This window comes from Paenibacillus sp. GCM10027630 (genome assembly GCF_042676305.1).
GTDB lineage: Bacteria > Bacillota > Bacilli > Paenibacillales > NBRC-103111 > Paenibacillus_S.
In genome coordinates, this window is record NZ_JBHTGY010000011.1 from 37,905 (window position 1) to 54,371 (window position 16,467).

Annotated in this window: 15 protein-coding genes and 1 riboswitch; of the genes, 5 read left to right on the forward strand and 10 right to left on the reverse strand. The window is 46.2% G+C overall.

From position 1 onward, the window contains the following. Positions 1 to 111 precede the first annotated feature (111 nt). The 5 genes from ACFQ0C_RS06375 to glpK form a co-directional block, all read right to left on the reverse strand. Entirely contained in the window at positions 112 to 633 is a 522-nt protein-coding gene (locus ACFQ0C_RS06375) for a hypothetical protein (RefSeq protein WP_379365057.1), read from the reverse strand. Positions 634 to 662: 29 nt separating this feature from the next. After that, complete coding sequence (locus ACFQ0C_RS06380; protein WP_379365059.1) at positions 663 to 2,810, reverse strand: ABC transporter transmembrane domain-containing protein; 2,148 nt, start codon at positions 2,808 to 2,810, stop codon at positions 663 to 665. Positions 2,811 to 3,490: 680 nt separating this feature from the next. After that, complete coding sequence (locus tag ACFQ0C_RS06385; RefSeq protein WP_379365061.1) at positions 3,491 to 3,787, reverse strand: HD-GYP domain-containing protein; 297 nt, start codon at positions 3,785 to 3,787, stop codon at positions 3,491 to 3,493. A 427-nt stretch (positions 3,788 to 4,214) separates the two neighbouring features. Then, on the reverse strand, positions 4,215 to 4,439 hold the full coding sequence (locus ACFQ0C_RS06390; protein ID WP_379365063.1) for a hypothetical protein: 225 nt from the start codon (positions 4,437 to 4,439) through the stop codon (positions 4,215 to 4,217). A 92-nt stretch (positions 4,440 to 4,531) separates the two neighbouring features. Then, a riboswitch (cyclic di-GMP riboswitch) is annotated at positions 4,532 to 4,620 on the reverse strand. 113 nt (positions 4,621 to 4,733) lie between these two features. Next, positions 4,734 to 6,224 (reverse strand): glycerol kinase GlpK, encoded by a 1,491-nt coding sequence (gene glpK / locus ACFQ0C_RS06395; protein ID WP_379365065.1) that lies wholly within the window; start codon positions 6,222 to 6,224, stop codon positions 4,734 to 4,736. Positions 6,225 to 6,478: 254 nt separating this feature from the next. Here glpK and ACFQ0C_RS06400 point away from each other — a divergent pair, with 254 nt between their 5' ends. After that, entirely contained in the window at positions 6,479 to 8,152 is a 1,674-nt protein-coding gene (locus ACFQ0C_RS06400) for a glycerol-3-phosphate dehydrogenase/oxidase (protein WP_379365067.1), read from the forward strand. A 17-nt stretch (positions 8,153 to 8,169) separates the two neighbouring features. On the opposite strand, the gene ACFQ0C_RS06405 is transcribed toward ACFQ0C_RS06400, so the two are convergent. The 3 genes from ACFQ0C_RS06405 to ACFQ0C_RS06415 are packed head-to-tail and all read right to left on the reverse strand — an operon-like array spanning position 8,170 to position 11,127. Beyond that, a complete protein-coding gene (locus ACFQ0C_RS06405) occupies positions 8,170 to 8,721 on the reverse strand; it encodes a glycerol-3-phosphate responsive antiterminator (RefSeq protein WP_258211397.1) in 552 nt (183 codons plus the stop codon). Between the two features lie 18 nt (positions 8,722 to 8,739). Beyond that, positions 8,740 to 10,434, reverse strand: a complete 1,695-nt coding sequence (gene ilvD, locus ACFQ0C_RS06410; RefSeq protein WP_379365069.1) for a dihydroxy-acid dehydratase — start codon at positions 10,432 to 10,434, stop codon at positions 8,740 to 8,742. Positions 10,435 to 10,461: 27 nt separating this feature from the next. After that, positions 10,462 to 11,127 carry a GntR family transcriptional regulator gene (locus tag ACFQ0C_RS06415; RefSeq protein WP_379365071.1) on the reverse strand — a complete coding sequence of 222 codons (666 nt, stop codon included), beginning with the start codon at positions 11,125 to 11,127 and terminating at the stop codon, positions 10,462 to 10,464. Positions 11,128 to 11,394: 267 nt separating this feature from the next. On the opposite strand from ACFQ0C_RS06415, the gene ACFQ0C_RS06420 reads away from it, so the two are divergent. Next, positions 11,395 to 12,294 (forward strand): LysM peptidoglycan-binding domain-containing protein, encoded by a 900-nt coding sequence (locus ACFQ0C_RS06420; protein WP_379365073.1) that lies wholly within the window; start codon positions 11,395 to 11,397, stop codon positions 12,292 to 12,294. Positions 12,295 to 12,361: 67 nt separating this feature from the next. Here ACFQ0C_RS06420 and ACFQ0C_RS06425 read toward each other — a convergent pair whose 3' ends face one another. Both ACFQ0C_RS06425 and ACFQ0C_RS06430 read right to left on the reverse strand, forming a co-directional pair. Next, positions 12,362 to 13,501, reverse strand: a complete 1,140-nt coding sequence (locus ACFQ0C_RS06425) for a sensor histidine kinase (RefSeq protein WP_379365075.1) — start codon at positions 13,499 to 13,501, stop codon at positions 12,362 to 12,364. 187 nt (positions 13,502 to 13,688) lie between these two features. Continuing rightward, positions 13,689 to 14,663: an aldo/keto reductase gene (locus ACFQ0C_RS06430; RefSeq protein ID WP_379365077.1), complete on the reverse strand. Its 975-nt coding sequence runs from the start codon at positions 14,661 to 14,663 to the stop codon at positions 13,689 to 13,691. 159 nt (positions 14,664 to 14,822) lie between these two features. On the opposite strand from ACFQ0C_RS06430, the gene ACFQ0C_RS06435 reads away from it, so the two are divergent. From ACFQ0C_RS06435 to cbiQ, 3 genes are read left to right on the forward strand one after another with little or no spacing between them, the layout of a single operon-like run. Next, complete coding sequence (locus tag ACFQ0C_RS06435; RefSeq protein WP_258211403.1) at positions 14,823 to 15,461, forward strand: energy-coupling factor ABC transporter permease; 639 nt, start codon at positions 14,823 to 14,825, stop codon at positions 15,459 to 15,461. Then, positions 15,458 to 15,739 (forward strand): PDGLE domain-containing protein, encoded by a 282-nt coding sequence (locus ACFQ0C_RS06440; protein WP_258211404.1) that lies wholly within the window; start codon positions 15,458 to 15,460, stop codon positions 15,737 to 15,739. Before ACFQ0C_RS06435 ends, ACFQ0C_RS06440 begins: the two co-directional genes overlap by 4 nt. Then, the gene (cbiQ, locus tag ACFQ0C_RS06445) at positions 15,736 to 16,464 is read left to right on the forward strand and encodes a cobalt ECF transporter T component CbiQ (protein ID WP_379365080.1); all 729 of its coding nucleotides are present in this window, start codon (positions 15,736 to 15,738) and stop codon (positions 16,462 to 16,464) included. Before ACFQ0C_RS06440 ends, cbiQ begins: the two co-directional genes overlap by 4 nt. The last annotated feature ends 3 nt before the right edge of the window (positions 16,465 to 16,467 follow it).

Genomic DNA, 16,467 nt, shown 5'->3' on the forward strand with positions numbered 1-16,467 from the left:
TGAGAATGGCAAACCTTCCGAAGCCGCTGCCCTTTTTTATGTCCTTAATATTAGGCGGTGGTATGAACATGTAAAACTCCTCCTTTATGTAAAAGAAATTTATACCATTAATTATACATGGTTGAATTTTTTAAAGATAGTCATTAGCTTGTTAATTTTGACACAAAAGACCTTTTCTTCACCGGCTATTCCTTCACGGGTATAATTCGTTTCGGTCAATTTCGAATACAACTTGCATATATAGTCATTTTCCGCCAATGCGGCTAATCTTAATTCCCGGACTTCCGGATGGTCTTCGACGATCAGGTTCACCAGATACCGGAACCCTTTCATAAAAAGCAACGTACCCCGATAGGCTCTGTCAAAAATGGCCAAATCCACAAATGCAACTTCTTTATCCTTAAAATCCTGCTCTTCGGTCCCGTGGTAGTAAGCTGATACTCCGATGACCCGATTGTTGTCATCCGTCATTTGAAGCAAATAGGCTTGAGGCCTGCTCAAATACAATTGAAGCACGCTGACGACATCTATCGCTGAAAAAGCAGGATGCAGGTCGCGTTTAAAATCAAGAAAAAATATACTGAAGTTGGCCAAATCCTCATCACTGACACAACGTTTGAAATGCGTCGCCATGGTGTGTTGTCCCTTCCCGACATAAGATGTTAGATTCGTTTTTGAAGCGTGCTTTCCAAGGTCAATAGGATTTTCGGGTATTCTGTCGTCAATTTATGGAACGCTTCGCGTCTTACCGACAGCAGCACCGACAGACCTAGTGCCCTTACCGTAGCGTTTCGGGGAGTGTCCTTGAGTAAGGCGATTTCGCCAAAATGATCCCCGTCCTGCAAGACGGCTACCCGCTTCTCACCCTCTCCGGGGACTTCCTTTATAACCTCAAACTTGCCGCGGACAATGATGTAAAATTTGTTGCCTTCCTCTCCTTCACGAACAATATCTTCGTTTTCTTTGCAAGTTTCGGTTGAAAACAGGGCGGAGATGCCTTGAAGCATTGAAGGCTCAATCCCTTCGAAGAAGGGCAGTTTCGCAAGCCGGTCAACCTCAACCGTTGCATAAAGCCCGTCCTGGGACAGGTGAAACCCGTGTTGTTTTTCCCACAGGCTGGAGTAGAGTCCGTTGTGTTTCAAAAGCTCCTGATGGGAACCGGATTCTACGATGCGGCCCTCCCTGAACACATAAATGATATCGGCATTCACTACAGAAGCCAGCCGATGGGTAACCGATATAATCGTCTTGTGCTCGCGGATTTCTTGAATCAATTGATTGATATCCGCCTCTGTAGCAGGGTCCAGCGCCGATGTAACCTCATCAAGCAGCAACAGCTTCGGATTTCTTAGGAGTGCCCTTGCAATCGATAGGCGCTGGCGTTCGCCGCCTGACAAAGATCCCCCTTCATGGTGAATCCGTGTATCATATCCCTCAGGCCAGCTTGTGATAACATGATGTATCTTCGCCTGCTTCGCCGCTTCCATGATATCCTCATCCGTAGCTTCAACGCCGTCAAGAAGCAGATTGTCACGGATCGTGGCGTTAAATAAAAAGGTATCCTGACTAACTAACGTACACAGCTTTCTTAACGAAGCCTCGCTAACGGTACGCAGGTCATACTCATCTATCACAACAGTGCCCTGCTTGGGATCATAAAACCGGGACAGCAGCTGTAACGCGGTGCTTTTGCCGGAGCCGCTTGGTCCGACGAAGGCCGCATAGCTTCCCGCTGCAATTCGCAAACTGACGTCCCGTATTTGATCGGCTTCGGGGGTATAACCAAAGGTGACCCGGTCCATCCGGATCGAGGTTATAGAAGAAGGAAGCTGTGTAGGGATGGCGGCTTCGGGAACAGTCGGCTGCTGATCGAAGATTTCCTTGACGCGTCTGAAGCTAATGCCCGAATCTATGAGGTTCGGGATCAGAAACGATAGATTCGAGCCTGACTGACCTACGTACATAAACAAAGTAAAAAAAGCCATGAAGCCGCCTACCGTCATCTGGTCATGGAAAATCAAATACCCGCCGAAGCCCATCATAATTCCGTTTAGTATTAATAATGCCGTTAGAGGCAACCGTTCCATCAACGAGTTGATGAAATGCAAGTTCAAGCCAAAGGCAAACAGCTCGTGAATTTGCTTCCGGGCCCGCTCCTGGAACCTGATCTGTTGGTGCAAGCCTTTAATGGTTTTGTGCCCCTTGACCATCTCATCGACCGTATTGGAGAAACGTTCCTGAGCTTCCTTATAGCTTACATTGGCGGTTGCCGCCCGGCCTTGAAGCAATCTGGGCCCGAGAAACATCAGCATAGAGCCGGCAAGCATAGCCAGCGTGAGCTTCCATTCAATTGAAAACAGCATAAAGAGCCCGAGCATAATACTTAAAGTCTCTTTCAGAAAGAAGGGAGCCGAAATGCGAATGACTCTCTCCATGGAACCCATATCCGCAGCGAAGCGAGTGACAAGATCCCCGGTCCTGTATCGTTGATAGAATGGCAGCGATTGCTTCTGAAGGTGGATAAACAGCTCGGTTCTCAGCTTCCGGATCACTTCGCTGCTCAGCCTCCCTAGCGAGTAATCCCCGTACACGCTTGCACAAATGTTGAAAAATCCGCCGCCGATCAGAATGAACATAATGATAATGAACACTTGAAAGTTCCTAGGTGTAAAGGCCTCGTCCACCAAATATTTCAGGCTCAAAGGGGCGGCAACCGTATAAGCAACTTCAACGAAAATGCTGAATAAAAATAGGCCGAACAAGAGTTTGTATTGTGTGAAATGGCGCAGCACGGTCTTTATAAAATCCAATTTATTCGCCGCCTCCCAGTATGTACCTATAGATTACCGCAGTTTCTAATGACTGTAAACGGCTCCGGCAGTGAATGACGAAAAATTGAGGATTTGCAACACCACGGCTCGTCTCCATATGTATGTCGAGAGAGTATCTATTGGATGCTCTCTCTTTCTATAATTTACGGGTGCTTTCATACAGCACATGATGGCTCGAAAAGCTGAGTTCGACTGTACAGAAAAAGGACCCAAACGGGTCCTCTCCATTAAATTGCAGGCTTCCAACAGTTCATATTTGGTGGTGCTTAAGCGACGCCAGCTTGCAGCCTAGTGCTTTTTCCAATGTCCACTAAATGGGGTCTTGACCAAAAACCTAGCCTGCAGGGGCTATGTCAATGTTGTATTAGCCTCGAAAGGCCTAGGCCAGATTGCTAAAGAAGTCGGATACCGGGACGATAAGCATTTTGTTAAAAACGTTTAAACGCGAGGAGGTATGACGCCTTCGGAGTACCGCGGGTGTGAAACCGGGTCATTGTGAAAGCAACTATTTCCACGACTCAAAGGATTTCATTCAACCAACAATATCTTTTATTTTGACAGAATTCATTTTGCTCAAATCAATGAATTCATTCTCAAGTGCAATTAATGGACTTGTCGGGTAGTTAGGATTAATCAGCAGGATCTTGCCTTTTCTTTCGTCAGATAAAATTGACGTCACTGCCAACTTGTGAGGACATGAGTCGATTCAAAAACGTCATGCCGATTACGGGATCAAAACGATTTTGTAAAATATTCGTATAGAGTTCATTTATGACTTGATAGAATACAAAAGATGGTCTATGAGGGCGCTCAGAAATCATGGCCAGATACACATCAGCCAAGGCGATTATCTTACTCAGTCGATCCATTTGGTTTCCTTTTAATTTGGCAGGATATCCGCTTCCGTCATCTCTTTCATGATGCTGCAAAGCAACTAACGCAACACGATGATCCATCCCTGATTCTTTTTAAAAGGTCATATCCTAAAGTAGTGTGTGTTTTTACTATTTCAAATTCGTGAGGTTGGTACCATGTTGTTTGATGCAACAAATAATGCGGAAGCTTAACAGAGCCAATATCATAGAGGCTAGCAGCTGTAGTCAGTAAGTTTAATTCGCTTTCGTCATTGCATCCACTTTCCGAGCAACGTGGCAATAACGGCAACGCCGACACTTTGTTTATAGCGAAAGTCCCCCTTTGATTTGAGTTCCGAAAAGAGTTGATATAAATTCCGCTTTTTGGTGACTTCCATTATAAAAGGGAGCACTTTATCTTCAATATCCGAAACTGGAACCTTGCCGTTTTTATGGACGAAGTCGTGGATCTCCTACATCTGCGTTTCCGTCCGTTTAACTAACTCTTGAGTATCTATAGGTATAAATTCTAAGGTCGGTTTCCTTCGGGTGGTGTTGCAACAGCAGATTGTTGTTGTTCTTCTGCTACCAACTCAACATGGATATCAAAGATGTCGATCTTGAATTTCTCTAGTTTCTCAACATGGCTAGGTAAAAGTATAGTCTCGTTAGGAATCAACATCACGCCTCTTGCGTCTAAAATAGTGTGTGACAAGCGTTTTCCAATCAGATCGTCGTAGTTATCAAATTGCATTTTAAGTTAGTACCTCTCGGATGTTTCGATTCTTTCTATTGAACAACCGACAAAGCCATCGCATGCACGAGAAGATCGTTTCTACTTACTGCTTCGGCAACCCAGCCATCTTAGTTTTTTTTAAACCCTTAGATCTGTAGCTTTGCGTCCTTATGTTTCGATAAGTTTGCCTTTATCGTGGTTAGTCTGATTATATTCATTTTTTTCTTATTAGTCGAGAGAATGCTATAATCGTAATCCAAAAAGCAGCTCAACCAATAGGCTAGCTGCTTAATTGCTTATATTTGCGCTCCACTACCGCCCCAACTGGTAAGCTACCGCACGCTGCCAGCCGGAAACCGCCTGCTTGCGGTAAGCCTCGTCCTTAGCCGGGCTAAAGGAGCGGTCGTATCCCTTCAGCTGCTCCAGCTCTGATAAATCGCTCCATAATCCAACCGCCAGCCCAGCAAGAAACGCAGCTCCGAGCGCTGTCGTCTCTATGACCCTAGGCCGAGTTACGGCAACTCCAAGCAGATCTGCTTGGAACTGCATGAGGAACTCGTTCTTCACAGCTCCGCCGTCTACCCTCAGTTCTCGCAGATGTATACCGGACTCTTCCTCCATCACTTGAAGGACTTCGCTGCTTTGGAAGGCTATAGACTCCAATGCAGCTCTAACAATATGCGCTCTGGTTGAAGCGCGAGTCAAGCCCGTAATCATGCCGCGTGCATCAGGCTCCCAATACGGCGTACCCAAGCCGGTAAAAGCCGGCACGAAATAGACGCCCTCCGTATGCTCTACCGATCTCGCGATAGCTTCTGTCTCAGCGGCGCTTTCGATAATGCCGAGCCCATCGCGAAGCCACTGCACAACGGTGCCCGCATTGAATACACTGCCTTCCAGAGCGTAATAAACTTTGCCGTTCAAGCTCCAGGCAATGGTCGTAATAAGCCCTTTCTCCGACATGACCGGCTTCTCCCCGGTTTGTTTAAGTACAAAGCAGCCCGTACCGTACGTATTTTTGGCCATCCCTTCGGTGAAGCAGGCTTGACCGAACAATGCCGCCTGTTGATCTCCGGCAGCCCCAGCAATTGGAATGCGAACAGCTGCTGCTGCACCCAGAAGCTCTGTATGTCCGTACACCTCGCTGGATGATTTAACCTCCGGCAGCATAGCCTTCGGTATATTTAATTGTTGCAATATGTCATCATCCCACTGCACGGAATGGATATTGAGCAGCATGGTCCTTGAAGCATTGCTTACATCGGTCACATGCTGGCGGCCTTCGGTCAGCTTCCAAATCAGCCATGAATCGATAGTGCCGAACAGAGCCTCTCCCCGCTCTGCTTTAGCCCTGATATCAGGATTGTTATCCAGCAGCCATTTCAGCTTCGTTCCCGAGAAGTAGGCGTCAAGCACCAAGCCCGTTTTGTTCCGGATAATCGGCTCCCAGCCCTGCTGCTTAAGCTCCTCACACATTGCGCTTGTTCTGCGGCATTGCCAAACAATAGCCCTATGCAGCGGTTTGCCGGTCAGCTTATCCCACACCACTGTCGTTTCACGCTGGTTGGTAATACCGATTGCTGCGATTTCCTCCAAGTCAATCGACTTTACCGCTTCGCGAAGTACTTCCAGCTGTACCTGCCAAATTTCCTCCGCATCATGCTCTACCCATCCGGATTTCGGAAAAAACTGCGTAAATTCCTTTTGCGCCGTGCTGACAATAGCCCCTTGTGGATCAAAAACTATGGCCCTACAGCTCGTTGTCCCTTGGTCTATCGCCACAACATAACGTTTTTGTTTCATGGCTTCTCCCCCCCTGCCACAATCCTTTAACCATAAAAAACGTTTACACAGATGCAATCTAACACACTATCATTTTCACTGTCAACCGTATTGATTAATCTTCCTGAGCATGATATGATACGCACTAACAAGTTAATAATCAGGTCAGAGAACCAGAGAGACCGAAACATACCCAATGTATAAGCCATGCAATGGGATCATGTTTGCGGTCTTTTTTGTTTGTAATCATATAGAAAAAAAGGATGGGATTGTTAATGGGAGCACATTTTTCAAGCGAGCAGCGTATAGCGAATTTAAAAGAGCTTGGTCAGCAAACATTGGATTTATTGGTTATTGGCGGAGGGATTACAGGGGCAGGCATTGCCCTGGATGCACAGAGCCGCGGTATGAGTACAGGCTTGATCGAAATGCAGGACTTCGGAGCCGGCACTTCCAGTCGTTCAACCAAACTTATTCACGGCGGACTTCGCTATTTGAAGCAGCTGGAATTTAAGCTGGTCGCCGAGGTCGGTAAAGAGCGCGCAATCGTTTATGAAAATGCACCTCATGTAACAAATCCTGAATGGATGCTGCTGCCTATTATCCAAGGTGGAACGTACGGCAAGCTGGCAACTTCAGTAGGGCTGCTGGTTTATGATCTGCTGGCTGGAGTACGAAGACAAGAACGCAGAATTATGCTGAACAAGGACAAAACATTGACGAAGGAGCCCCTGCTTCGTAAGGATATGCTCAAAGGTGGAGGGTACTATGTCGAGTATCGTACAGATGATGCTCGTTTAACGATAGAAACGATGAAGGAAGCAGTGAAGCGCGGGGTGAAAGCCGTCAATTATGCAAAGGCCGAAGAGCTTATATATGACCAAGGGAAACTGGTCGGCGTCAAGGCTGTTGATCAGATAACTGGATTGAGCGTAGAAGTGCGCGCCAAACGGATCGTCAACGCAGCTGGTCCATGGGTTGACACGATCCGTGAAATCGACGGCTCCAAGCAAGGAAAGCGGCTGCATCTGACGAAGGGCGTTCATCTTGTAATCGACGGCAAAAAGTTCCCGTTGAATCAAGCCATCTACTTCGATACGCCTGATGGACGGATGGTGTTCGCAATTCCGCGCGATGGTAAAACTTATATCGGAACAACGGATACGAACTACGTCGGCGATATCGTTAATCCACGAATGACCGTAGAGGATCGGGATTACATATTGCGCGCGGCTAATTTCATGTTCCCGACATTGAAGCTGGGCCCGAATGATGTGGAGTCCAGCTGGTCGGGGCTGCGTCCGTTAATCCACGAGGACGGCAAATCACCTTCCGAGCTATCGCGTAAGGACGAAATCTTTATCGCACCCTCGGGCTTGATCACTATAGCCGGAGGCAAGCTGACCGGCTACCGGAAAATGGCCGAGCGGATCGTCACCCTGGTCGCCTCGCAGCTGCAGCAAGAAGGGCATGCCCCATTCCCTGGCTGCAAGACGGACAGCATTCGTCTCTCCGGCGGAGAGGTCGGTGGATCGAGTGGTTTTGACGCATTCGTCAAAACCAAGATCAGAGCTTGCGTCAGCGCCGGATTGAGCGAGAGCGAAGCAGCCGTTCTCGTACACCGCTACGGCTCCAACGTAGACCGTGTGCTTGAGCTATACATCGCACATCACGATGAAGCCAAGCAGCATGGACTGCCCGCCGCTTGGTTCGCTGCCCTGCTCTATGGAATCGAAGCGGAGATGGTTGTTACGCCGCTGGACTTTTTCATCCGCAGAACAGGCTCGTTATATTTCAATATAGACGCTGTAAAACGTTTGAAGCAGCCGGTAATGGACTACATGGCTGCACGGTTCGGATGGGAAACTTCGGTTTCAGCTGGGCTGATGCAAACTCTTGACGGCCACATCCATGATGCAACGGAGCCATTGAAGCAAGAAAAAGCTTAAGACATAGTAAGCATGTGCTAATAATGGCTCCAAATATCTTTGCGGGAAGTTGTTACGGCAACAGCTCCAGCCTGAAGTGCCATCTCCACCTCTTCAATCGTGCGTATTAATCCTCCGGCAAGAATCGGTATGTTCAGTTTGCCGCACATTTCAGCAATAATGTGCGGCATCACGCCTGGAAGCACTTCAATAAAATCAGGCTGGTTTTTCTCCGTAATTTTATAAGTCATTTCCAAGGCTGTAGTATCCAGCAGGAAATGCCGCTGAATGGCCAACAATTTATTTTTCTTCGCCGTCACAATGGCTGTACTTTTCGTCGAAATAATGCCTGCCGGCTTTATGGTTTGACAAAGGAATTCAACAGCATATTCATCATTTTTTAGCCCGTGTATAAGATCAGCATGGATGAGCAGCTTCTTCTGATGACTTCTTGCCAGCTGCGATACACTCATTAGCTGGGATATATGGCAGTCCAACAGTACCAAGTACTCAAAGTGACTGTTTAATAACAGCTCCAAATCTCTCATTTTGCGTACAGCGGGAAGCACCTTCTGTCCGTAAAAATCCACCTGCCATTCCCTCCTCAACTATTCAATATCCAAATCTGTCACGGCCCCGATTGAAGCAGAAGATACGAGCCGGGCATATTTGGCCAATACGCCAGACGAGAACTTGGGTGAAGGCTTTTTCCAACTCTTCTTTCTTAGTTCCAATTCCTCGGAAGATACCTGAAAATTCATTTCTTGCGTTTCACTATCAATTGTAATGAGATCCCCTTCTTGCAGCAAGGCAATCGGTCCACCCACTTGTGCCTCAGGTGCAACATGTCCGACTACAAATCCATGCGAGCCTCCGGAAAACCTGCCGTCGGTAATAAGCGCAACCTCTCCGCCGAGTCCTTTTCCTACAATCATTGCGGTCACAGAAAGCATTTCCGGCATGCCTGGACCTCCTTTGGGACCTGCATACCGAATGACTAGCACATCGCCTTTACGAATTTCATCGGCCATAATAGCTTGTGTAGCTTCTTCTTCACTGTTATAGACACGAGCGGGACCAGCAAAACGAAGCTTCTTTAAGCCCGACATTTTGGCTACTGCACCTTCCGGCGCAAGATTTCCTTTCAGTACAACCAAGGGTCCGCTTGGCTTTAACGGATTGTCAAATGGGCGGATGATCACTTGGTTTTCTTTTAAAGGCTCCAACCCTGCCAGATTTTCAGCCAAGGTTTTACCTGTAACCGTCATGCAATCCCCATGCAGCAGTCCTTGCTCCAGCAACAGCTTCATAACTCCTGGCACGCCACCGATATCGTTAAGATCCTGCATTACATATTTTCCACTTGGCTTTAAATCGGCCAGATGAGGCACTTTTCTACGAATCCGTTCAAAATCATCCAATGTTAAATCCACTTGAACCGAATGTGCGATAGCCAGCAGATGAAGAAAGGCATTGGTTGAGCCGCCGAGTGCCATAACTACCGTTATTGCATTCTCAAATGCTTTTTTGGTCATAATATCTCGTGGAAATATCTTTTTTTCTAAAAGCTCCAGCACACTCTTGCCTGCTGCCGCGCACTCTTCTGCTTTGCTGCGTGCAATAGCGGAGGTAGAAGAAGATCCAGGCAAAGTCATCCCCATAGCTTCCGCGGCTGAGGCCATAGTGTTGGCCGTATACATGCCTCCGCACGCTCCGGCTCCAGGACATACATGGCATTCGACCTGATGCAATTGTTCATCGGTGATTTTCCCCTCATGGTACTGGCCCACCGCTTCAAACGCTGAGACAATATCAACATCTTTCCCATCCAGCTTCCCTGGTTGAATGGTTCCCCCGTACACATAAACCGCCGGCAGATTCATTCTGCCAATTGCCATCAAACAGGCAGGAGTATTTTTATCGCATCCCCCAATGGCAACCAATCCATCAAAACGTTCCGCATTCACTACAATTTCAATAGAATCGGCAATAATCTCCCGGCTGGGTAAGGAAAAAAGCATACCTTCATGCCCCATCGAAATCCCGTCGGATACGGTAATCGTATTGAAAATCAATGGAGCTCCGCCCTGTTCCTTGATTCCCTTCTTGGCTTCTACGGCAAGCTGGTCAATATGAATGTTACAGGGAGTGACTTCACTCCAAGTGCTTGCTACTCCGATCATCGGCTTTTTAAAATCCTCATCCTGAAATCCTACTGCGCGCAGCATAGCTCGGTTCGGAACCCGATTCACACCCTCACTAATTACTTTACTGCGTATCCGCAAATCTTCTTTGCCCGACATATGATCATCCCTTCCTTATATGGATTATTAGATCAGCGCATGCAGCTCGCGCATAGGTCTTAATAGATTTTGCTTCATCATAGCTGCCGCTCTCTCTTGGTCACGGTTCTCCAAAGCGCTAATTATAGCTGCATGCTCCAAAACGGATTCATGAGTTGATGTGAAGCGTTGTTTCAGAAACACATATTTGAAACGGCGTATATGAATTTGCAGCGATGAACTAAATGACGAAATATACGAATTATCGGATACATCAACAATGAGATTATGAAATTGCTCGTCCAATTCCATCGCTTGATAAGGCTGCCCGTTCTCGATTGCTTCAGTGAACTGAGCGTTAAGCCCTTTTAACTGCTCAATATGCTCAGGCAAGATGAGCGATGCCGCTAATTCAGCAGCGAGAGAATGCAAGGCAGCAAGAGTCGGATACATTTTCAAAATATCATCTTTTTCAATGTTCTTTACCCTTGTATCTTTTCCCGGATGCATTTCTACAAGCCCTTGAACCTCCAGTAATTGCAAGGCTTCCCTAATCGGGGTTCTGCTGACACCCAATACTTCTGCTAAATCGGCATCAATCAACTTTTCTGCTGGTTGTAGAGTTCCATCTATAATCCATCTTTGTATTTGCGACAACGCGCGTTCTTTGGCTGACATTCTAATCGGCGTTGAATAATTGGTAGGTATCGGCATAAGCATCTCCTTTAATATGCAATATATCGCATACATATATCAAATGCAACTATTAATTTTACACTCCAATTATTTGCGTAAACCTCCATTGTTTATCAAGAATGACAAATAGAGCTGCCTCAGCAGCTCCTGCTATTATTACCAATAAGATCTCTGCTAACAAACTATTTCCAATATTTCTCGGTACCCAATAGGAAATGGTTTCGTTATCATAAGAATGTATTTATATGAAATTAGTAAATTACATCTATAGAGGAGCTGATAGATTTGAAGAAAGCTATTACAACTGGAATTGCCGTAATGACAGCAGGTGTGCTGCTATTTGGAGGATCTGCCCAAGCAGCAGTGTATACGGTAAAGTCCGGAGACAGCCTATGGAAAATTTCACAAACGTACAATACGACTACAAATAAATTATCTCAGGTAAATCAGCTTACATCGAGTGAGATTTATCCTGGTCAAACACTTCAAGTTCCCGGACTTGCTACATATTCCGTTAAGGATGGAGAATCGATGTGGAATATTAGCGTTAAGCAAGGCGTAAGCCTGGAGGCATTAATTGCTGCGAATCCCCAAGTCAGCAATCCCAATAATATTTGGAGTGGTTTAAAGCTGAATATTCCCGATAAGTTTGGAACAACTGCACCCGCAACATCTGCTGCACCTTCCGCACCTTCAACTTCAAACCTGGCTAAGCCTGCTTTATTCGCAGACGGAAAATTTCCATTAGCTAAAGGAACCTATACCCAGCCGTTTGAAAATAATTATGCCGACGAACGGTACTGGTCTGCCAACGGTGATGAGATCCGCAAGCATGAAGGCGTTGATATAATTGCCAAGAAGGGTACACCGGTTTACAGTGTATTAGACGGTGAGATCGTTAACTTTGGTTGGAATGAGCTTGGAGGATGGCGTGTCACCATTCGGGTTAATGATACGACCCAGTTCTATTATGCTCATCTGAATGGTTATGCGAGTGGCATTGGAAAAGGCAGCATCGTTAAGAAAGGTCAACTCATTGGTTATGTCGGCAGCACAGGCTATGGTCCGGAAGGTACTCAGGACCTGTTCGATCCGCATCTGCACTTCGGCATCTACAGCACGACTCCATCCTGGCACTCTGTGGACCCATTCTCTTATCTAAAGTGGTGGGAGCAGAACCAATAATCTTTAGTCACCCTGCCGAATACCCTGCAATACCAGGCTCCTGCTCTGCGGGCGTCCTTTTATTTAATTATGAAACTACTTGAACTCCGGACTCCGTCACCTTCCTTTTCTTAGGAAAGGTCAGCAAGAATGCTGTCTCCGAATCATCGCTTGTAAATGAAATTTCTCCATTATTCTTCGCCATAATTTGCTTGCATATGGCAAGCCCAAGCCCTGTGCCATGCTCTTTATTGGTTACAAAAGGAGTGAAGAGCCTTTGGGCCATCTCCGCGGGTATAGAAGGCCCGTTATTACTCACACGTATATAGATGTAACCGCTGTCTTCGGAACAGGAGATACTCATCTTTTTATTCGATTTAAGTGCAGATAAAGCATCGATTCCGTTGTTCAAAAGATTGGACAATACTTGCTGGATAGCTGATTTTTGAACCCTAAGCTTCACTTGCTCCGGTACAGCAAGCAGCAGGTCTACATTTTCATCAATGAGTCGCGGACTAAGCAGTGATATGTTAGTATCGAGTATTTGTCTCGCAGAAACATATACAAGTCCTTCCTCTATCATCGGGCGCTTGGAGAAGCTCAGAAAGCCTGTTACCTGCTTCAGAATGTTATCACACTCATGCTCTATAATATCGAGGTAACTGTCTACTTTTTCAAAAGTCTGTTGATGTATCCCTAAACGAACTAATTTCAAAAATCCTATTATCGATGTGAGCGGATTGCGGATTTCATGCGCCATGCTGGAAGCCATTTTGCCAATCAGATTGATTCTATCCTCATGCAAACGATCAAACTCACAATCCTTCTCCTTCATCCACAAAACCGTTTTTTCCCAACAGGCATGGCACAGCATAATTTCAAAATGATCGATTCTAGCACTAATCTGCTTGAAAAGTCCTAAAGACAATATATCTCCGCCTACTTCCAGCAATGAATTCCGCCATAGATGCGAAAAGCTAATAATCCACTTCACTGTTCCCTCATCCTTTTCAACAGTCCTGGCCCAATCCACAGCTTTGAGCACAACCGGATGTTTCTCGAAAGGAATATGCAGCTCCGTAATATACTGAAAGTATGCCTGCCCTCTATTAAATAATTCCTCTTTATTCGCGTCCCCTGGGGATTCATTACTTAAAGCATTGATCCAATGTGTAATAAACTGATGCTCCATTTGGCGAACTTTGACTAACAACGATTCGTTATCCATGGTGAGATACCTCTCTGTAATCTTTGTTCTTCATTGGTTACACAGTGCACATTTATCACAAAATTAACTCCAAGCCTTCTATCTAAATTGCTATTTATGATTTCACAAATGACACTGCAATAATAAGATTAATTTAAAAGCTGCTTCTTTCCAAGTAGTTATTTAAATCATTGTTGGGGGTATTCGGCTAAAGGGTCCCCTCTATGTAAGAAACGGTTTCCGGATTAAGGTCAATATTGGCAGCGCCTAAACTGTCTATTAAATGCTCTTTATTTTTACAGCCAACTACGGGAAATACAGGAAACGACTGCTTCAAAAGACAAGCTAAAGCAATTTGATTCGAAGTTGCCCCATGCTCGCTAGCAGCTTGCTCTACTCGCTCCAGACGCGCGAAATTCGTCTCGTTTCCATACTTGCGGAATTTGCCAGCCAAAGCAGGATCTGCCTCCATCCCCTTTTGGTATTTGCCACTAAAAAAACCATTCGCTTGCGAGCAGTATGGGATAAGCGGCATGCCCGTACTTTTATGCCAGGCAAGCAGCTCATGATCTGTAAGAACTGCAGTAGGGTCATTAACAGCCTCCCTGTTAACCTCAGCTAAACTCCAAAGATTGCTTACAGCCACAAACCCGTTATAGCCCTTCTCTTCTGCATACCTGCGGGCCTCCTCCATCCGGGACAATTTCCAATTGGAGCAAGCATAATAGCGTATATTCCCTTTGCGGACATGAGATTCCAATGCTTCAATCATCGATTCGACAGGCAATGCCGGATCATCCCGGTGCAAGTAATACAGATCAATATAGTCAGTTTGGAGCCGCTGTAAACTTCCTTCGAGATCGATGCGGATGTCCTCAGCCGATAATCTGGAAACGGACATTTGATCCAGTAGCGGATGCCCTCCCTTCGTAGCTACTATCATCTCGCTTCTATTCCCATGCTCCTTCATCCAACTGCAAAGAAATCGCTCGCTGCTGTTTGGTTCAATCGGCAGCCAGTTGGCATATACCTCTGCCGTATCAAGAAAGTTTCCGCCATTAGCCGTATAAGCTTCCAAAATGTCTTTGGAATCCTCATTGCTGATCGTACTTCCTATATTAGATGTCCCTAAACAAATAACAGCTGCATCAAGAGTAGTTTTCGATATACGTTTACGTTCCAAGCTTATCATCTCCCTAATCGTTATACCCTATAATTTACCACTAACCCTTGCATCTTCCCATTGGAATAACTGACAAAAATCTGTGTTACGCATTTACAGTTTCGTGCCACAGTGATATGATAATACTGTTTTTTATATGAAAAATTGGGGGAATGAAACATGCATATTCCTGATGGTATATTGGATCCGAAAGTGTGGGCGTCCTCTGCAGTTGTTACGGTGGCTGTGCTGGCCAAAAGCGTGCAGTATTCCAGAAGCAAGCTGCAATATCGCGCCGTACCTGTGATGGGCGTTATGTCCGCTTTTATTTTTGCATCGCAGATGATTAATTTCCCTTTGCTCGGAGCAGCAACCTCGGGTCATCTTATCGGAGGAGCTTTAGCCGCTTTGTTGTTTGGCTTCTGGCCGGCTACACTCATAATGACAACCGTAGTCGCCATCCAGGCAATCGTCTTTCAGGACGGAGGAATTACCGCTCTGGGCACTAATTTGTTGAACATGGCTATTCTGGCTCCCGGTGCCGCTGCGCTTGTATACCGCCTTCTGCGATCCGTTTCCTTTATTCCGCGGTCGGTAAAAATATTTATAACCAGCTGGCTCAGCGTCCAGTCCGTTACATTGGTAGTTGCAGTTGAACTGGCCTTATCCGGAGTCGTACCTTTTGGAACAGGGGTAAAAGCATTGTTATTCTGGCACACCTTCATCGGGATCGGAGAAGGCATCATTACAGCAATCGTTCTTCCGTTCGCGCTTCGATCATCGTTTCAACTTAGACAAGAGGAGTCGTTGACTCAATGAAAAAAAATATTATAAGCTGGTTTATTGTATCGTTGGTTATCGGAGGATTTATTTCATTATTTGCTTCCTCAAGCCCGGATGGCTTTGAAAAAGCAGGTGAAGAAACAGGCTACATAGAGCATGCTGCCGCTAGCATTCTACCATCTCCTTTGCCAGATTATGCGATTCCAGGGATGGATTCATGGTTCTCCTCAAGCTTGGCAGGATTATTGGGAGTTGCGCTTACCTTCGGATTCTTCCTTCTGATTGGCAAACTGCTCACAGGGCGCAACCGATGAGCTTTCTTATTCAATACCCGCCTTATAAAATTATAATCGTACTTATCTTAATTATTATGGGCGTCTCCATCAAGCATTTGGATACGCTTATTTTTCTGCTTGCATACGGACAGCTATTGCTCGCGTTGTGCCGAGTTCCTCTCTCCTATTTATGGCGTCGGCTGCGGTTTGCTCTTCCTTTTATCGTATTCTCGCTGCTGTTCTTCTCCTTGTATGAGGATCGCTTCATAGTTCATGTGGGCTTTCTTGACGTTTCCATGTATGGAGTGGAAAAGGCATCCATTTATGCCACGAGACTGCTCTTCACCTTACAGCTGCTGACATTGCTCTTTTACCGGATGACATTGCCGGAATTTTTCCAGGCTTTGGTTCGGCTGCGGGTGCCGGGAATCTTTATTGAGCTCATATTGTTTACACTGCGCTTTACGGATGTAATCCGTGAGGAGGCAGTCCGGATGTTTCAAGCTCTGCGCAGCCGGGGGATGAAGCAGCGCAGCTTCTTTTCATGGTCGAGCTACGCTGTGCTCTCGCAGCTGCTCGGCAATCTGCTGCTTCGTTCGCTTGCGCGGTCTGAGCGAATATATATGGGGATGATGTCTCGGGGCTATAGAGGCATCCCTCCCCAGCTGGAGCTTGCCCCGGCAGCGGCAGCAGATTGGGCTCTCATGCCGGTGTGGTTGATTCCGGTATTGATTGTTTTTGTGTACGATATTATGGGGCGGTGATTA

What these genes read in the sequence shown, in the direction of transcription:
- ACFQ0C_RS06390 (WP_379365063.1), bottom strand. Translation starts at nt 4,439, where the DNA reads ATGCAATTTGATAACTACGACGATCTGATTGGAAAACGCTTGTCACAC.
- ACFQ0C_RS06435 (WP_258211403.1), top strand. Translation starts at nt 14,823, where the DNA reads ATGCATATTCCTGATGGTATATTGGATCCGAAAGTGTGGGCGTCCTCT.
- ACFQ0C_RS06440 (WP_258211404.1), top strand. Translation starts at nt 15,458, where the DNA reads ATGAAAAAAAATATTATAAGCTGGTTTATTGTATCGTTGGTTATCGGA.
- ilvD (WP_379365069.1), bottom strand. Translation starts at nt 10,434, where the DNA reads ATGTCGGGCAAAGAAGATTTGCGGATACGCAGTAAAGTAATTAGTGAG.
- glpK (WP_379365065.1), bottom strand. Translation starts at nt 6,224, where the DNA reads ATGAAACAAAAACGTTATGTTGTGGCGATAGACCAAGGGACAACGAGC.
- ACFQ0C_RS06385 (WP_379365061.1), bottom strand. Translation starts at nt 3,787, where the DNA reads ATGGATCATCGTGTTGCGTTAGTTGCTTTGCAGCATCATGAAAGAGAT.
- ACFQ0C_RS06425 (WP_379365075.1), bottom strand. Translation starts at nt 13,501, where the DNA reads ATGGATAACGAATCGTTGTTAGTCAAAGTTCGCCAAATGGAGCATCAG.
- ACFQ0C_RS06400 (WP_379365067.1), top strand. Translation starts at nt 6,479, where the DNA reads ATGGGAGCACATTTTTCAAGCGAGCAGCGTATAGCGAATTTAAAAGAG.
- ACFQ0C_RS06375 (WP_379365057.1), bottom strand. Translation starts at nt 633, where the DNA reads ATGGCGACGCATTTCAAACGTTGTGTCAGTGATGAGGATTTGGCCAAC.
- cbiQ (WP_379365080.1), top strand. Translation starts at nt 15,736, where the DNA reads ATGAGCTTTCTTATTCAATACCCGCCTTATAAAATTATAATCGTACTT.
- ACFQ0C_RS06415 (WP_379365071.1), bottom strand. Translation starts at nt 11,127, where the DNA reads ATGCCGATACCTACCAATTATTCAACGCCGATTAGAATGTCAGCCAAA.